The organism is Shewanella scandinavica (genome assembly GCF_031932065.1).
Taxonomy (GTDB): domain Bacteria; phylum Pseudomonadota; class Gammaproteobacteria; order Enterobacterales; family Shewanellaceae; genus Shewanella; species Shewanella baltica.
The window spans coordinates 1-17388 of the sequence record NZ_JAUOES010000044.1; the positions used below are offsets into that span (position 1 = coordinate 1).

A 17388-nucleotide genomic window follows, 5' to 3' on the forward strand; every position below is an offset into this window, starting at 1 on the left:
GTCTTACGACTTCAGCGGCTCAACGAATTCTGTTCGACTCCTATTTATTCGAAAATAAGTAGTAAGTCTTTGTACATATTGCTATGAACACTCATCACTCTCGTGAAAGAATTGGTTGATTTAAATTTTTGACTGCCAACCCGAAGGTTAAGCAGTTTCGATTAACTCAACACCTGTGAGTGCCCACACAGATTTGCTTGATAAATTGTTAAAGAGCGTTGACCACACACTGAGTTTTCAGCGGGTCAGGGCTGCGTATTCTACGCATTCCCGTTAGTGCGTCAAGTAGTTTTTTCAACTTTCTCAACACTCATCGTTTAGCTCGCTAACCGATGAACTGCTTGGCTTTCTTTGCTTAACTTGCGTTACGCTGTCTGCCGTGTCAGTGGATGCGCATTATAGGGAGATTGAGAAAGTCCGCAAGGGCTTTTTAGCGATCATTGAATCGTACGTCGATATTTTAAACGTTATGACCATTTTTTAGCTTGTAGACCTTATTTATCGGAGATAAGTCAGCTTTTTTAGCTAATAATTGATAATTCACGCTCAATATTTCAGCAATGGTCTAGTGTAAAAGTAAATAATTCATTACCATATACTTGCTGTTAACAGTTATTTATCAATTTTCCATTCATCAGAGAGCATTCTTATGCAAAAGTCATTTCTTATTGTTTTGATTGTCGCCATTGTTGGCGCCTTTGTGCTATTTCAGTTTGCACCTACGCTGCCGGCTTATATTGCCTTCGTTGCAGGCGTTATTGTGACTAGCCTTATCTTTAAACTTGTTCCAGAGACTTCATCATCTCATGCTACAGAAGAACAATATGTTGGTCCTACTATGACCTTATATGTAGGTAACCTGCCTTATCGTGTCCATGAAGGTGAAGTAAAAGTATTGTTTGGTGAGTTTGGCCCAGTAAACTCTGTGCGTTTAGTCAGAGATCGTAAGACTGGTCGTCGTAAAGGTTTTGGTTTTGTGGAGATGTCAGAGTCTGGCGCTCAGAAAGCCATGGTTAAACTGAATGACTATAGCTTCCAAGAAAGAACCTTAAAAGTAAGAGAAGCCAAAACACAAGATTCGGAAGCTGCCGACCGTACTGGTACTGACGAGTAGCATTACCGTTTAAACTGTTTTGTTCGACGTTGTAAATTTAGTTGGTTGTGGTGATTCGTTCGATAGTTGAAAAGCCACAATCAATTAATGTTGTTGTTAAGCCTTCACTAATTTCCGCTTTAGTGTAGAACGCCTGCATTACTGACTGCCCTACTGCTTCTCTCTCATTTGTTACTCTGCGCTGTTCCACAATAAGATTTTGTTGCGTTAAAAGAGTCACGACTCGCTTAGCTATCGCAGCGCCAGAATCCATTAGCGTTACGCCCGCACCGAGCACTTGTTGTAATTCAGCTTGGATCATCGGGAAGTGAGTACAACCCAGTACGAGCACGTCCAATTGCGCGGCAACAACTGGCGCGAGTAAATCTGCCAGTCTGTGCATGTCCATTTCACCTGTCGCTATTTTCTGCTCCGCCATCATGACAAGTTCAGAACAACCAAAAAGTTCGACATGGCAATCATCGGCAAATTGGCTGATGAGCTCATGGGTATAATGACGCTTAACTGTGCCAGGGGTAGCCAAGAGTCCAATACGTTTACTCTTAGACATCTGTGCAGCGGGTTTGATAGCGGGTACAACGCCCACAACAGGAATACTGAGGTTTGCACGTAATGCCGGTAGCACGACAGTGCTCGCGGTGTTGCAGGCGACGACGACTATCATTGCATTGGTAAGAGCCACAAGATCACATACTAATGCGATACAGCCAGCAATTAATACCTGCTCTTCTAACTCGCCATAGGGCAACCTCGCATTGTCGAAAAGATAACAATAGTCGCTATGGGGCAAACTCTTGCGGATTTCAGCCAATACGGATAGGCCACCAATCCCAGAATCAAACACTAATATAGGTCGCGACAAGCGGGTCTCCCGTTTCGGTTATAACAAAATGGCTATACAGATTGAACGCATTACAACATTAAGTGATTCGATGTTTGATGATTGAATGAATCCAACCAAATACTCATTGAATATCCATAGAATCACACTCAAGCGCGCAGATTTTCCCACAGCTTTGCATAAACAGCAAAAGCAAGATGCTGGACATTCGTGTCACCTAGTATAATATTTGCGCCCCAATTTACAGCAACGGTGAATCAAACAATGAACTTAGCAGCAATGGACCCTCAGACTTATGATACGCAGTTAGAACACAAGCGTATCAAGCTAGAACAAGCCTTTGCCCAATTTGAAACACCGAGTGTTGAAGTTTTTGCCTCAGAGCCTGCCAACTACCGTATGCGTGCTGAATTCCGCATGTGGCATGACGGTGACGACTTATACTATTACATGTTCGATAAAGTATTGAATGAGAAAGTGCAATGCGATCAATACTTGCCAGCCAGCGTGCTCATCAATCAAATGATGTCGGCCTTAATCGCCGAGCTAAAACCGAATCCTAGTCTAAGACATAAACTGTTCCAAGTGGATTTTTTGTCGACCTTAAGCGGCGAGATCTTAGTGTCCTTGCTTTATCACAGACAGCTTGATGACCAATGGCGCGCCGATGCGGCTGCACTAAAAGCCAAGTTAAGCAGCCAGTTTAACGTCAACATCATCGGCCGTGCCCGTAAGCAAAAAATCGATTTAGATAAAGACTTTGTAGTCGAGTCATTACAAGTGAATGGTAAAACCTTCTTATATAAGCAAATCGAGAACAGCTTTACTCAACCCAATGCTAAAGTTTCTGTAAAAATGTTGGAGTGGGCTATCGATGCGACTCAGGACAGTCAGGGTGATTTACTCGAGCTCTACTGTGGTAATGGCAACTTCTCTATCGCACTAGCGCAAAACTTTAATCGCGTATTGGCCACCGAACTCGCTAAGCCCTCAGTCGATGCGGCGCAATATAATATCGAAGTGAATGGTATTGAGAACCTGCAGATTATCCGCATGTCGGCTGAAGACTTTAGCGATGCCATGGCGAAGAAACGCAGCTTTAGACGTTTAGAAGGTATCGATCTCGACAGCTATGTGTGCAACACCATTTTTGTCGACCCACCACGTGCAGGGATTGATCCTGATACGCTGGCATTAGTACAAGGTTACGAGCGGATCTTATATATTTCCTGCAACCCTGAAACCTTAAAAGACAATCTGCAGCAACTAAACGAAACCCATAAAGTCACTCGCTTCGCCTTGTTTGATCAGTTCCCTTATACCGATCACATGGAAACAGGTGTCCTACTAGAGCGTCGTTAGTCACTTCAAGTGCTTTGAGCTCGGCTGCATAGCAGTTAAACGTTGCTAGAACTCAAACATAAATTCGCTAAAAATAATGGAGCCTCAGGCTCCATTATTTTTAGCGGCTATGCATGTCACTCTGATTAGCGGTGTTCAACCTTATGCTGCAAAGCCTCGGCGCCTTTGGCGACCATACGCAATTGCATGACTAATTGATCGGCAAGAATTTTACGATCGGCGCGTTTCATATCTAATGCGGAAGCGCCGGCGTTAAACACCAAAGTCACTAAGGCTTCTGCCTGTGCACGGGCCAATAACGGGGTTCGGCCCGCTTTCGCTTCGGTATAGTGAGCCAATTCAGAAATAAAATGTTCAATTTCGCGGGCAACCGCCGCACGGAACGCTGCGGAGGTTCCTGAACGTTCATGCAATAAGATGCGGAATACGTTTGGATTAGAATCAAGCACTTCCATAAAAGTATCAACAGAAATACGGATCACACTGCCACCCACTTCAGCTCGCTGACGGCCTTTTCGCATCATCTGCCTGAGTGTTAATCCGCCCTCGTCCACCATAGTGAGACCGAGTTCGTTCATATCTTTAAAATGGCGATAAAAAGATGTCGGCGCGATATTGGCTTCCCGAGCAACCTCTCGCAAACTCAGACTTGAGAAACTGCGCTCAGCACTTAGCTGATTAAAGGCCGCATCGACTAAAGCTCGACGAGTTTTCTCTTTTTGCTGTGCTCGAATACCCATTCTTAAATCCGCTAACTGAATGTAATGACGCGATAATACCGCTTTTAGGCATTAAACACAGCCCCATCGTCCTTGACCAAACAATATAGCTAGGCTAAATTAGCTTACAGATGTACGCTCAAAAGCGAATTTTGGAAACCTATAATGAAAAAACCCCCTATCATCTGGCTTAATGTCAGTCTGTTTGCCATCACTTTCCTCAGTGCGGTAATTTTAGTTCCATGGCGCGGTATTGTTCACGGCTATGGTGCCAGTGAATGGATCGCTTTTATTGTTTTAGCCTTTGCCAGTGGCCTGTCAATCACCGCAGGTTATCACAGACTCTGGTCACACAAGGCCTATAAAGCCCATCCAGCGGTGCGTTTTATATATGCCCTTGGTGGTGCTTTAGCATTACAAAACAGTGCATTGCACTGGGCATCTGATCACAGAGTCCACCACAAGCACGTAGATGATAACGACAAGGACCCGTACTCAGCCAAAATGGGATTCTGGTACAGCCATATCGGTTGGATGCTGCGTGAGTATCAGTCGCAACGCTATCACGATTATCAAAATGTGCGTGATCTGCAAAATGACCGTATTGTCATGTGGCAACACAAACATTACCTCGCACTCGTGTTGCTGATGAACATTGGGCTGCCTGCACTGCTTGGTTGGCTCAATGGTGACGTGCTGTCTATGTTATTGATGGCGGGTTTACTGCGTTTAGTGGTGGTGCATCACTGCACTTTCTTTATCAACTCTTTAGCCCACGTGTGGGGCAGTCAGCCTTATACCGATAAGAATACCGCCCGCGATAATGGCTTCTTGGCCATGTTGACCTACGGTGAGGGTTATCATAATTTCCATCATATTTTCGAAAATGACTATCGTAATGGCATTAAATGGTGGCACTACGATCCAACCAAATGGTTGATTAAGTCATTATCTTGGTTAGGTTTAGCTAAGGATTTGCGTACGAGTCCACAGGAACGTATCGAGAGCGCACGCTTACAAATGCAGTTATTACGTACCAAGCGGAAGGTTAATAACCTGCCTAATGCTGATGAAATTATTGAAAAAATCCAAGCAGAGTATGAGTTATTAAAGCTGCACTTAATGGATTACTATCAAGCACAGAAAACCTTGCTTGAGGCCAAGCGTAAACAACTTGTCGATCAGCAACTATTGCAACAAGTTGAAGAGCTAAAGGCGCGTTTCTTAGTCCAGCAAAAACATTGGCGCAGCCTGACCGCAACTTATAGCTAAGCCACAATTCTGCCCGAAAGTCATACGGCCACCTTGCATGGTGGCCGTATCTGATTATGATGATGCCTTAATCACTTAAATAGGCTGTTGAGATCATGTCAGATTCCCCAGTTACACTCCCAGAATCAATCAAGCTAACAGAATATAGTCATGGCGCAGGTTGTGGCTGCAAAATATCCCCTAAAGTGCTCAGCACTATCTTAGCCTCGCAATTACCTGTATTTACCGATCCAAATCTGCTGGTTGGCAATCAGAGCCGCGACGATGCTGCAGTGTACAAACTCAATGATGACATAGGCATCATTAGCACTACCGATTTTTTTATGCCAATTGTTGACGATCCATTCACCTTCGGTCGTATCGCAGCGACCAATGCGATCAGCGATATTTATGCCATGGGCGGCACGCCTATTATGGCGATTGCAATTTTAGGTTGGCCAATCAATAAACTACCCGCAGAAATCGCACAGCAAGTGGTCGATGGCGGCAGACAAGCCTGCATGGAAGCAGGGATCATGCTAGCCGGTGGTCATAGCATAGACGCACCCGAACCTATTTTTGGTCTCGCGGTTACCGGGCAAATTGCCTTAAGTGATTTAAAACAGAATGATACTGCTAAAGCCGGCGATCGTTTATATCTCACTAAACCTATCGGCATTGGTATTTTAACCACAGCGCAAAAACAGAAAAAACTCCGCGATGAAGATAGTCTCATTGCGGTCAATGCCATGTGTCAACTCAATACTATAGGCGCGACCATTGCAAAAATTAGCGGTGTAAATGCCCTGACCGATGTCACAGGTTTTGGACTGGCGGGACACTTACTCGAAATGTGCCAAGGCGCCAAGCTCACGGCAAAACTCAAATTTGATGCGGTGCCGTTACTACCACGCGTCTTAGATTACTTAGCCTTAGGTTGCGTTCCTGGCGGGACTCACCGAAATTACGACAGTTATGGCGAGCATCTCCCCGAGCTCAGCGAGCATCAAAAAGCGATTCTGTGCGATCCGCAAACCAGTGGTGGTCTGCTAGTTGCCGTCTCGGCCGAAGCCGAAGCGGAATTAATTGCCCTACTCGATGCGCATCACATCGCCCCAATTTGCATTGGATCACTGGAAACTCCCACCACTGAAGCGAATGTGGTGCTGTGCTAATGCCAAACGCGATCGTCGCTGCAGAACAATATCGGGAAATTTTCCTTAATCAACATCCCATCATGGATGTGCGAGCACCCATAGAGTTTACTCGAGGTGCGTTTCCCAACTCGACCAACTTACCCTTAATGCTGGATAGTGAAAGGGAAAAAGTCGGCACTTGTTATAAGCAATCAGGTCAGCAAGCCGCGATTGCATTGGGTCATTCACTGGTTAATGGCCCCATCAAGCAACAGAGAATCGAAGCTTGGGCAAGCTATGTGAAAGCCAACCCCAACGCCTATCTTTATTGTTTTCGTGGCGGCTTACGCTCGCAACTCACGCAACAATGGCTCAAAGAAGCCGGTGTAGAAGTCCCTTATATTCAGGGTGGCTATAAGGCTATGCGCCAATATCTGATTGGCGTGATTGAAGCGGCACCGACTCAGCAGCCGTTATTGAGTTTGAGCGGGATGACGGGCTGCGGTAAAACCGATTTCTTATTGCAGCGTAAAGAAGCGGTTGATCTTGAAGGGATAGCCAATCATAGAGGCTCTAGCTTTGGGAAGAATATCGACCCACAGCCGACGCAGATTAACTTTGAAAATCAGCTTGCCATTGCCTTGCTACAGCACCAAACGAGCGGTGTTGCCTGTTTACTGCTCGAAGATGAAAGCTTCCTGATTGGGCGCTCGGCGCTGCCGCAGACATTTTATACTGCGATGCAGACCGCTGATGTGCTGGTATTAGAGGAGGCGGACGACTTCAGGCTGCAGCGGCTACTCAATGAGTATGTGCACAAAATGCATAGGGGATTCTGTGATCGCTTAGGCGCTGAAGCGGGATTCGCCGCCTTTAGCCAGTACCTGTTACAGAGTTTAGTGAGCATTCGTAAACGCTTAGGTGGTAAACAACATCAAGAACTACAGGATATGATGCAACAGGCATTAACCCAGCAACTCCATCAAAATGACACTTCTCTGCATTTAGCATGGATAGCAGTGCTGCTGCACAAATATTATGACCCAATGTACGAATACCAGTTACAAAAAAAATCCGAACGGATCCTCTTTAAGGGCTCACATCAGGCCATGCATGAATGGTTGGATAACTATAAGAGTGATAGAAAAGCCGCACAATAACTGTGCGGCGAGTACGCTAAAAATTAATTTGCAAAAATCGTAATGGCTTCATAGTTATAATTATCGAATTTAGCCGAGCGAATATTACCCGTGCTTCGGCTCGATTTACTGAGCTCGGCACGGAAATCATATAGCCCTGTCATTCCTTCGTACCCCCAGACATACAAACTCATCATAGGAATTGTTATTCCATCAAATGCTGTTTGTAAGTGTATGGGCAAATCTAAATCCGGAATTGACCCCTTTAATGAAGCCGAAATAGCCCAATTCGCATAGCCATCTTGTCCTATGGTGATTTGCATCGCTTGCATATGGGCATTGTTGAAACTGTAGTCATAATTTGCACTACCACCATTATTAATAGTAGTGATTAAACGTGTCGTTTCATCCAGCATTTGGTTTTCATTTAACGGTAAATTCAAGCTCAAACTCTTAGAAGGATCAGTAACAGCCCTACGTGTTATTGCCGAATAATTTATGTAGCCAGCCTCATTCGCACCAAGGGCAATCCACTGTGATGCGTAAACTAAATTGCGATCAAAAATCGCGGGAAATAATTGCACTTCTTTCGTCGGCCATTCTACCCAGTTTTGGCGACCAAATTCAGTTTCAGAGTAACTCCTTAGCGAATAATCATTGGTATTCACATCAACATTTAACGGAGTCCCTTCATGATGAGTACCTTCAAATTCACTACTCGATATAGGTACTGCTTGCGATAAATCTAGTGTATTTATTTCTATGCTAGCAGCATAAGCCGTAACACCACTCTGGCTAGGAACTAACACCATATTCACTGGTGCAAACTTATCGTCCTGCTTACACAGGCGTAATGAAGAATTGTTAGAATGTGAGTCCAAAAATGAGTTATTACCATATAGCTGGTAGTCACTATATACAGCTTCAATTTCACTAAGATCAAAATTCACATCACTACAGTCACATTGGCTATTTAAATTTTCATCTGTGAAAGCATAAATGCCATAGTCGCCAGCTTTAGCGGCTAAATCCGTACGGATGCTCCAAGTTGACTGACCATTACGAAACTCTTTTGCTGCAACTGTTAAATGTGATGCTTCGCTTGTCCAGGGTATATCGACATGTCCCTGCCCATCACTCTTATAAGTGCCGAGAATATGGCCGTCTTGTCGGTGAATAATAACATCGGCACCTGCCATTTTTTCTTTTACATTGCATTTGCTTGCAACGCTCTGCACATCCATAACCAATCTAGCTGGTGTTGTACCCGAATCACCAGAATCCCCACCACTTGAATCACCCGAACCTCCACATCCACCAAGCAATAACACTAGTGCACTGGCATAACATCCTTTTCCCATGACCAAACTCCAGAGTATATAAGTTATTATTTTGTAAATTTGTTAAAGCATACCAATTACAACACGGCTTCATTTCGTTCAACAAGTAGGTTTGCAACTTGATGTCGCAAATTTTCACGATTAGCGGAAACGTCCACGATAGGAACCGCAATATCCACCGACACCCTTGACCAAAAACGCTTGGGCATTTTAGCTAAGGCATGCCCGCCCTTGTGGCTAAAGTAAGAACCCCATAATCCGTGTAATGCCATAGGCACCACAGGGACGGGATCTCTGGCGAGGATTTTATCGATACCGGGACGGAATTCACCTAATTCACCGTCAGGAGTGAGTCGACCCTCAGGGAAAATACACACCAATTCGCCATTTATCAGCGCTTCGTGGATAGTCTCAAACGCTTGGTTATAAGTGGTTTCACTCTGTCTAGGGGAACAGATAGGGATCACTCCAGCGTGGCGGAACAAATATTTCAGCAAAGGAATTTCGCTGATGGACTTATCCATTACAAAACGAATAGGCCGAGTCGATGCCCCCATAATAATCAAGGCATCCACATAGCTCACATGGTTGCAGACTATGATGCCGGCCCCTTCCTTTGGAATTATCTCTCGGCCAGTTACAGTCACGCGATACATAACATGACTCAATAAGTAACTGATAAATCGCTGAGTAAATTCTGGCACTTGTGAATAAACATAGAGAGCGACGACAAAGTTCATCACTGCAAGCAGTAGGAATAACTGCGGAATCGTCCAACCCGCAACGCCAAGCAGCAAGATAGATAGCAGCGCCGAAGCCACCATAAACAGAGAGTTCATAATGTTATTGGCAGCAATCGCCTGAGCACATTCGCCCTTGGCCGAACGGGACTGAATAAAGGCGTATAAGGGGACGATAAACAAGCCGCCGCTAACGCCGATCATAAAGAAATCTAGCATCACCCGATAATGTTGCGACTCGGCAATAAAGGCTTTTAATCCATAGACAAAACCAGCATCCACTGGCACAGGTGGAATCGCCCAAAGCAAATCGACACCAAAGATAGTTAATCCCAATACCCCGAATGGCAGCAAACCGAGTTCCACATGGCCGTAGGAAAAACGTTCACAGACGAAGGAGCCAACAGCGATTCCGATGGAAAACATGCCCAACAATAACGACACCACAGTCGCACCAGAATGCAGGTGCAGCTTGGCAAAGTTAGGGAATTGGGTCAGATAGGTCGCACCTAAAAACCAAAACCAACTGATAGCGAGGATAGCCATCCAGATTGAAGGTGTTTGACGCGCTTTTTTAATACTGCGCCAAGTGCCCGATAACGGCCTGAAACGTATTCTCTCGATGACGCCCTGCGGCGGTAAAGCAGGAATGGCGCGACTCGACAAGTATCCCGCTAAAGACAATACGGCAACGGTAATGGCAGCCCAAAGCGTACCGTTGACTTCAGAAACTAAGATCCCCGCACTTAACGTGCCGACCAAAATAGAGAGAAAAGTGCCCATTTCAACCCACGCATTGCCTGTAACTAACTCGTCCTCTTTCAACGCTTGGGGTAACAAGGAATATTTGACCGGACCGAAATAAGCCGACTGACTACCGGTTAAAAATAACAGTAATAACATCATCATATAGTTCTCGCTCACTATCGCGATAGCGGCGCAGGACATAATAATGACTTCGAGTAGTTTTAATCGACGGATAAGTTTGGCCTTATCCATATTATCGGCAACCACACCCGCGTGGGCCGAAAACAGGAAAAACGGCAGGATAAACACTCCAGCAGCCAAATTCACAAACATATCGACGCTTATGGGCAAGTCTTTGACTTGACTGAAAGTCACTAATAGCAGCAACACATTTTTATAAATGTTGTCATTCAATGCGCCTAAGCACTGAGTCGCAAAATAAGGTAAAAAACGTTTTGTTAGCAGCATGATAGTTCCCTCTGGTAACCCATTCCTTGTAGATAAGCCTGCACATGGCTCTCGAGTAAATCCCGCAGTGATAACGATTCAGCAAAGAGCTTATTATCGAGGGATAAAGCAGTTAGCCCATGAATCCCACCCCACAACACACGACTCATAATGAGATGCTGCTCCGGAGTCGCCTCAGGGAAGATCTGCGCTAACTCACGTTCAATCAGTATGAATAACCCTGCAATCAATTGCCCTTGTGATGCCGGCAAAGGCTCAGAATCGAGTAATTGCAGCTCAAAAACCAGCTTGAAAGCTTGCCGCTGCTCATTGGCAAACTGACTATACTCCCACGCCATTGCAATGATTTTACGCAAACTGTCGGCAGCACATACACCCGCTAATCGATCGTGTAAAGTCCTAAGCGTTGCCTCAGAAACCGCCAGCAACAAATAGTTATAGCTGCCGAAAATATTGATCAAGGTGCTAGGGACATAGCCAATTTGGCTAGCCACTTTGCGTAAGCTCAGCCCTACAACACCTTGTTCGGTCAATAACTCAGTTGCCGCTTGTATTGCCATAGCGCGAATTTCATCATGGCTGTGTTCTTTTCGTCTGGCCATAGGTCTCACTCCCTGTTGGATAGCAAGAGACTAACAGCAGTCAAAATAAAAAACAACGTTCATAATAAGTTTGTTTTACGTACAGTCGCGGATAAATAGTGAAGGATATCATTGAGAATGATAAATAAAGATAGACGCTCGAAATCGATTCACTCAGTAAAACTGAACTATATATGTGGGATTACACCACACAAAATAGCATAAAAAACGGCGCACTCAGTCAGCACGCCGTCCATTATTTTGGTTTAAAAATCATTCTTAATTCAAAGGTGTTTTTAATTAAAAGTGACCATGGAATTTAAGGCCTACGATAAGTCATCACCACTCTATCAGCACCAGCGCCAAAATAATCGGCCTCAAAAGCCGAATCAACGAAACCTAAATGCTGATATAAGCCATGGGCAGGATTACTCGGGTCAACCGTTAGACACACACGTTCAACAGAGACGGGTAACTCAGCTAAACACTGCTGCATCAAACGTTTGCCTAATCCCTTTCCACGAGCATCTTCACTTACTGCAACAGATAAAATCCACCTACAAGTAGGATCGCCACTCTGGGCACAGAGCAAATAACCTTGCAGAAGATTATCTTCATCCACCGCCACTAAAAATTGCTCTGGCCAGCAATCAAATCCCTGACGGAAGAAAAAATCGGGATAACTATGCTCACCAAAAATGGCTTGCTCAAGCTGATAAACCGCTAATAACTCTGACTTTAATACCGGGCGTATAGACTGCATTCGAAAATCATTCACCTATTAAAATCTTATCCCACTCTAAGTTGGGTGCGCCCACTACGATAAAGTTAGGGTTTTCTAACGTCTCGCGCTCATTGTAGGTTAACGGTTGCAACTCAGTATCCATCAGCTGCCCACCCGCTTCCTCGACGATAATTTGCGCGGCTCCCGTGTCCCACTCACCCGTTGGTCCGACTCGTACATAACAATCGGCTCGACCTTCGGCGACAAGACAACTCTTTAACGCTGCGCCGCCCATAACGACTAACTCGCAGTGTTTGGGATGGTTGAATAGGGTCAACACAGATTGAGGGTCCTGACGGCGACTTACGGCTAATCTTAGGGAGACCTTTTCACGGTGCTCGATTTGGCGACTGCTGATCCGCACTTCCTGTTTATCCGTGCGTTTGTATGCCCCTAAACCTGCAATCGCGTAATAACACACTTGCGTCATAGGCACATACACCACGCCCATCACGGGACGATTATGCTCCACCAGTGCAATAATCACCGAAAAATCACCACTGCCGGCAATAAACTCACCCGTGCCATCGAGTGGATCGACCAACCAATAGCGCTTCCAAGATTCACGCACGCTCAGCGGAATGTCGGCTGCCTCTTCAGATAACACAGGAATATCAGGCGTTAAAGCAGTTAATCGGTCACAAATGATCTTGTTCGCCGCTAAATCTGCGGAAGTGACAGGGGTATTGTCAGACTTCATTTCTCGCTCAAAATTACCTTTGAGATAAATGTCACGGATAGTTATCCCGGCATCGGTCGCAATCGCAATAACTTCGTCGATCAACTCTTCTGGCTTCATAACAACTCCAATCGCAAAGTTCGCGAATGTTTTGCAAGCGTTCCAGCTTTGAACGCTTAAAAGGAAAAAGATTATTTAGGGTATAAATACTTTTGCGCTAAAAACAACGCGCTCACACTACGGGATTCTGAAAAATCGACATCATCGAGCAAGGCCTCCCAATCGGCGAGCGCCCAAGGCACCACATCAATGGGCTCTGGCTCATCACCTTCAAGGCGACTCTCATACAGATCTTCTGCAAGAAAAATTTGCATCTTACTGGAGAAATACCCCGGCGCTAGGCTAAGTTCTTTCAATAGCGTGAGCTTATTCGCCCCAAAGCCAATTTCTTCCTGCAATTCACGGTTAGCCGCTTCGACTGGCGATTCACCAGGGTCGATAAGACCTTTAGGAAACCCGAGCTCGTAATTATCTGTTCCGGCTGCATATTCCCGCGCCAGTAGCATTTGCCCTTGATGAATAGGCACTATCATCACAGCACCACGGCTGCCGCCTTTCATACGCTCGTATTGGCGTTCGACACCATTTGAGAACTTAAGATGCACTTGCTCAATTTGAAATAATCGGCTTTTCGCGACAACTTCGGTATGCAATATTTCCGGCTTATTCTGCCGCTGCGACATAACTGCCTCTAGATAAAAAAGCGATAAATTAAATAAGATAAGTGACAATCTTACTATCCTGTCTTTAATCTACAACCTGAATTTGTTACATGCTCCTAAGGGTAAGCCACAAATCCTTTGCGACATGCATCACAAACCAAGCCCAGCCTTAAGTGAACACCTTCAAAATATTCTCAAATATGATGTTTTTATTAGAGAGTAAAAAGGGGCGAATGCCCCTTTTGATATGCTAACGCTTAAAATTGATAACGTAGATTGAGCTGGTAACTGAGGAAGTCATTCGGCTCGATATCCACATACTGATACCCCAAACCAACTGACCAAGCGTCACTCACTTGATAGCTAAACCGCAAACCCGCATACCAATCAGTACCATCAAGCTCTGTGGTTAAACGGCTATTGCCCATAGTGCTACTGATATCCGCTTGCCATCGAAATAATCCAATGGGTACTTCAAACCACCAAGCATCATGCTGCAGTAAGGTAAAACGCAATCCCAACATCACGCCATCAGCCAGTACGGGGGTCACAGCTTTGACCTGCTCATGATATTGCGCCGGAGTCAGACTTGCGCCCTCAATCCGCGCACTTCCATTACCAAAGTCGGCATAGCCTAATTCGATTGCCACCATGGGAGTCCATTGATAACCCACACTTAAGCCAAACGCAGTATCTTTGTCATCAACCGATGTCACTTCGCCAGCTGCAGCGTCAGACTGTAACTCTCGTCTGCCGCTATCAACCTGAGCTTGGCCGACAAAGCCCTCGGCATACCAGTTATCAGCGGCATTCGCTTGAGTCACTGTGCTGGCGAGCAACACAGCACCCAAGACCGCTTTATGTAATTCACGGCGGCGAATTAAACCCGTCGCAACGATCAAGCCTAATGCCCACAAGGCCATACTACCTCCACCCGATTTGTTATCAATCACCACTTCTTGATAGGCCTTAACGGTAATGAACACTTGCCCTGTTGCCTCACCGCCCAACCCATCGCTAATCTGATACGTCACGGTATCGACGCCATCGAATCCCGCTTTAGGGATATAACGCAGCTTGTTCGACTCCACTGACACAGCCCCTTGCTGCGCGGTAGCGCTGACTAAAGTTAAAACATTACCGTCTGGATCACTGTCGTTACTCAGTACATCGAGTAGCAAGCTCGTTCTATCGTCGGTTGCGGCGCTGTCGTTGACTGTCGTTGGCGCGGTATTGCCACTCACTACCACAGTCAACTCACTACTTGCAGTACCACCTTTTCCATCGGTAATGCTATACACCAGCACATCAGTACCGATGAAATCGGTTGCTGGCGTGTAACTTAGTTGCTGATTAGCCAAGATGACGGCGGTACCAAACTCGCTAGTCACTTGTGTAACTGTCAAGGCATCACCATCACCATCGGTATCATTGGCGAGCACATCAACATCGAGGCTCTGATTCCAAGGTAAAGAGGCCGTATCTGGGTTCGCCACCGGTAAATGGTTGCCATTGAGTATCACGGACACGCCACTTGGATCGACGATAGTACGGTTAGCGACGCCATCGTCATCGTTTGGTCCACCATCTTCTATGGTTAACTGCACACACCAATGGCCTTCAGTTAATCCAGAAGTCCAACGACTGTCTCCCGGTGGAGGACAGAAACCACGCTCACCTTCACTACTGGCGACACTATTGCGCGTATCAATCACAAAATCCTTCCAACCATTTTGGGCTTGATACTTACGATATACCGCATTGGCAGGAACTGGCGAACGTTGTGGTATCACCAGACTGTAACTCTGCCCTTGTTGTGGCAATCCCGTCGCAATGAAGTCAAAAATACCGCCGACATTGGCTGCTATGCTGTCTTCTGGGACAAGATCAGGTAATAGTTGAATACCACTTTGCTCTTGCATCAGTGCAATATTACCTAAGCGTAAGCACACGCCAGCCTGCCCTTCAGCCAAGAAGTACACAGGCTGCAATTCACCTTCGGGCATAATGTTACAGTCGTTAATCGCATCCAAGTAATCAGGAATACCGTCATCATCTGAATCGGTAAAGCCTTCTTGAACATCTGGGATCAAATCACCGTCTGTGTCTGCGCCTGTCAATACAGGTAAGCTTGAACGCACCACAATGTAGACTTTCTCTGTAGTAGACAGCGCAGGCAAACCATTATCAGTGACAGTCACACTCACAGGGTAAATGCCCGGCAGGACAGAGACTGGAGAGAAGAACATGCCCGCATCATCGGATTGTAAGTTCAGCGAACCGCTTGCCCATGTTGACGTTAAGCTATCCTGCATATTGGCGTCACTGATATCAGCATTAATGCGTACATCACCGCCATTTTGCGCCACGATAAATTGGTGCACTCCCGCTTGAGTCACATCCAACGTTACCTTAGGCGCAATATTCGCTTCGGTGATCAACACCTGAGTTTGCTGCTTACTGCCCAAGTTCAAGCTAGGATCTAGATTAATCAGCACATCCTCATCCACTTCGACCTCACCATCTTCAAAGGTGCTAAAGCGGATCTCAGCTTGTTGGCCCGATGTCACTTCGACCACCCCATCAACCAAATCATGATCACCGCTACCTGCAGAGCCTGAAACGGTATAAGGCACAGAAAGTGGATATACGGGTGCGGCGCCATTAAGGTGCACGCTCACCACCACCTCATTCCCCTCACCGACAAGTTGATCTTTACTCAAGGAAATCAAAGGATGCACTTTCACCTTTTGTGCTTTAATCGCCTTATTACCATCGCGATCTATAGCTTGCCAGTAAGCTAAGTAGCTGCCGGGTGCGAAGAACAGACTCTTATTCACCAGAGAAACGGGCAATGGATGACCATTACGATCGACCGCTTTCGCGAAACCAAGTTTAACGCGAGTAAATAGGCCCGTCGCATTCACATCGACATCGTCAGGCAAAGTGATCACTGGCTGATTGTCCGACTCAGTGCCTTCAATCAATACATTCACTTTGGCACTTGCACGCCCCTTGTTACCATCACTGATGGTATAGCGAAGCGCCACAGGCCCGACATAGGCTTCAGGCGCAGTAAAGCTCAAGCCCTCACTGGTGATTTGCACACTGCCGATATCCGCAGCCGCACCATCTATCGTTAAGGTATCACCATCGACATCAACATCGTTCGCGAGCACCGCAAGCGCATACATATCGTTGGCGGTACTTGTTAAGGTGTAGTCGTCATCAACCGCCTGCGGATCATCATTCACTGGCGTGACATTAATAGTTACAGTTGCAGGCTCTGAACTCAGCTCGGCATCCTTAGCAATAAAGCTAAACATGTCTGTTCCATTGAAATCCTTCTCAGGGGTATACAGCCAAACAGTGCCATGTTGCTCTAAGGTGCCGGATTCTGGCTGACTCACCACTTCATAGGTGAGCGGGTCGTTATCCACATCCTCTGCCGCAAGGGTGATAGCCACAGAACTATCTTCCTCTAACGTCACAGTTAAACTTGTCGCCACAGGTGCATCGTTGACGTTGGTCACAGTGATGCTGAAGCTTTGCTCTGCCGTTAAGCCGTCCGTGTCGGTGACTTTCAGTGTCACCGCATGGCTGCCCACATCGGCATTGCTTGGCGTGCCACTTAACAATCCAGTGGCCGCATTGAAGCTCAACCAGCTTGGTTTAGTCACCGCGCTTAAGGTTAAGGTGTCGCCCACATCGGTATCCGCAGCCGCAAAGGTGTAGCTGTACGCCGCATCTTGAGTGGCAGCAGTG

Annotated in this window: 14 protein-coding genes; 5 read left to right on the forward strand and 9 right to left on the reverse strand. The window is 46.1% G+C overall.

All coding sequences use genetic code 11. From position 1 onward, the window contains the following. Window positions 1-649 precede the first annotated feature (649 nt). Window positions 650-1114 (forward strand): RNA-binding protein, encoded by a 465-nt coding sequence (locus tag Q4Q50_RS21625; protein WP_006083618.1) that lies wholly within the window; start codon window positions 650-652, stop codon window positions 1112-1114. Window positions 1115-1151: 37 nt separating this feature from the next. Here Q4Q50_RS21625 and murI read toward each other — a convergent pair whose 3' ends face one another. Continuing rightward, window positions 1152-1976 carry a glutamate racemase gene (murI, locus tag Q4Q50_RS21630; RefSeq protein WP_311901081.1) on the reverse strand — a complete coding sequence of 275 codons (825 nt, stop codon included), beginning with the start codon at window positions 1974-1976 and terminating at the stop codon, window positions 1152-1154. Window positions 1977-2219: 243 nt separating this feature from the next. Here murI and trmA point away from each other — a divergent pair, with 243 nt between their 5' ends. Then, complete coding sequence (gene trmA, locus Q4Q50_RS21635; RefSeq protein ID WP_311901083.1) at window positions 2220-3317, forward strand: tRNA (uridine(54)-C5)-methyltransferase TrmA; 1098 nt, start codon at window positions 2220-2222, stop codon at window positions 3315-3317. A gap of 125 nt (window positions 3318-3442) precedes the next feature. Here trmA and fabR read toward each other — a convergent pair whose 3' ends face one another. After that, on the reverse strand, window positions 3443-4057 hold the full coding sequence (gene fabR / locus Q4Q50_RS21640) for an HTH-type transcriptional repressor FabR (protein ID WP_105251021.1): 615 nt from the start codon (window positions 4055-4057) through the stop codon (window positions 3443-3445). A gap of 144 nt (window positions 4058-4201) precedes the next feature. Here fabR and Q4Q50_RS21645 point away from each other — a divergent pair, with 144 nt between their 5' ends. The 3 genes from Q4Q50_RS21645 to mnmH all read left to right on the forward strand — a co-directional run bounded on the left by Q4Q50_RS21645 (window position 4202) and on the right by mnmH (window position 7583). Next, a complete protein-coding gene (locus Q4Q50_RS21645; protein WP_028759426.1) occupies window positions 4202-5308 on the forward strand; it encodes an acyl-CoA desaturase in 1107 nt (368 codons plus the stop codon). Between the two features lie 95 nt (window positions 5309-5403). Next, window positions 5404-6462 carry a selenide, water dikinase SelD gene (gene selD / locus Q4Q50_RS21650; RefSeq protein WP_311901086.1) on the forward strand — a complete coding sequence of 353 codons (1059 nt, stop codon included), beginning with the start codon at window positions 5404-5406 and terminating at the stop codon, window positions 6460-6462. Then, window positions 6462-7583 carry a tRNA 2-selenouridine(34) synthase MnmH gene (gene mnmH, locus Q4Q50_RS21655; RefSeq protein ID WP_311901088.1) on the forward strand — a complete coding sequence of 374 codons (1122 nt, stop codon included), beginning with the start codon at window positions 6462-6464 and terminating at the stop codon, window positions 7581-7583. Before selD ends, mnmH begins: the two co-directional genes overlap by 1 nt. Window positions 7584-7606: 23 nt before the next feature. Here mnmH and Q4Q50_RS21660 read toward each other — a convergent pair whose 3' ends face one another. From Q4Q50_RS21660 to Q4Q50_RS21690, 7 genes are all read right to left on the reverse strand, one after another. Further along, on the reverse strand, window positions 7607-8923 hold the full coding sequence (locus Q4Q50_RS21660) for a hypothetical protein (RefSeq protein ID WP_311901089.1): 1317 nt from the start codon (window positions 8921-8923) through the stop codon (window positions 7607-7609). A 56-nt stretch (window positions 8924-8979) separates the two neighbouring features. Then, on the reverse strand, window positions 8980-10857 hold the full coding sequence (locus tag Q4Q50_RS21665; protein ID WP_311901092.1) for an MFS transporter: 1878 nt from the start codon (window positions 10855-10857) through the stop codon (window positions 8980-8982). Continuing rightward, a complete protein-coding gene (locus tag Q4Q50_RS21670; protein WP_300482629.1) occupies window positions 10848-11459 on the reverse strand; it encodes a TetR/AcrR family transcriptional regulator in 612 nt (203 codons plus the stop codon). Before Q4Q50_RS21670 ends, Q4Q50_RS21665 begins: the two co-directional genes overlap by 10 nt. A 298-nt stretch (window positions 11460-11757) precedes the next feature. Next, window positions 11758-12201, reverse strand: coding sequence for a GNAT family N-acetyltransferase (locus Q4Q50_RS21675; protein ID WP_220777784.1), 444 nt, complete (start codon window positions 12199-12201; stop codon window positions 11758-11760). A gap of 7 nt (window positions 12202-12208) precedes the next feature. Further along, entirely contained in the window at window positions 12209-13021 is an 813-nt protein-coding gene (gene cysQ, locus Q4Q50_RS21680) for a 3'(2'),5'-bisphosphate nucleotidase CysQ (protein ID WP_006083628.1), read from the reverse strand. A gap of 71 nt (window positions 13022-13092) precedes the next feature. After that, on the reverse strand, window positions 13093-13644 hold the full coding sequence (gene nudE / locus Q4Q50_RS21685) for an ADP compounds hydrolase NudE (RefSeq protein ID WP_311901096.1): 552 nt from the start codon (window positions 13642-13644) through the stop codon (window positions 13093-13095). A gap of 236 nt (window positions 13645-13880) precedes the next feature. Beyond that, a partial coding sequence (locus Q4Q50_RS21690) for an Ig-like domain-containing protein (protein ID WP_311901097.1) occupies window positions 13881-17388 on the reverse strand: 3508 nt, incomplete at its 5' end.

What these genes read in the sequence shown, in the direction of transcription:
- Q4Q50_RS21625 (WP_006083618.1), top strand. Translation starts at nt 650, where the DNA reads ATGCAAAAGTCATTTCTTATTGTTTTGATTGTCGCCATTGTTGGCGCC.
- trmA (WP_311901083.1), top strand. Translation starts at nt 2,220, where the DNA reads ATGAACTTAGCAGCAATGGACCCTCAGACTTATGATACGCAGTTAGAA.
- fabR (WP_105251021.1), bottom strand. Translation starts at nt 4,057, where the DNA reads ATGGGTATTCGAGCACAGCAAAAAGAGAAAACTCGTCGAGCTTTAGTC.
- Q4Q50_RS21645 (WP_028759426.1), top strand. Translation starts at nt 4,202, where the DNA reads ATGAAAAAACCCCCTATCATCTGGCTTAATGTCAGTCTGTTTGCCATC.
- selD (WP_311901086.1), top strand. Translation starts at nt 5,404, where the DNA reads ATGTCAGATTCCCCAGTTACACTCCCAGAATCAATCAAGCTAACAGAA.
- mnmH (WP_311901088.1), top strand. Translation starts at nt 6,462, where the DNA reads ATGCCAAACGCGATCGTCGCTGCAGAACAATATCGGGAAATTTTCCTT.
- Q4Q50_RS21660 (WP_311901089.1), bottom strand. Translation starts at nt 8,923, where the DNA reads ATGGGAAAAGGATGTTATGCCAGTGCACTAGTGTTATTGCTTGGTGGA.
- Q4Q50_RS21665 (WP_311901092.1), bottom strand. Translation starts at nt 10,857, where the DNA reads ATGCTGCTAACAAAACGTTTTTTACCTTATTTTGCGACTCAGTGCTTA.
- Q4Q50_RS21670 (WP_300482629.1), bottom strand. Translation starts at nt 11,459, where the DNA reads ATGGCCAGACGAAAAGAACACAGCCATGATGAAATTCGCGCTATGGCA.
- Q4Q50_RS21675 (WP_220777784.1), bottom strand. Translation starts at nt 12,201, where the DNA reads ATGCAGTCTATACGCCCGGTATTAAAGTCAGAGTTATTAGCGGTTTAT.
- cysQ (WP_006083628.1), bottom strand. Translation starts at nt 13,021, where the DNA reads ATGAAGCCAGAAGAGTTGATCGACGAAGTTATTGCGATTGCGACCGAT.
- nudE (WP_311901096.1), bottom strand. Translation starts at nt 13,644, where the DNA reads ATGTCGCAGCGGCAGAATAAGCCGGAAATATTGCATACCGAAGTTGTC.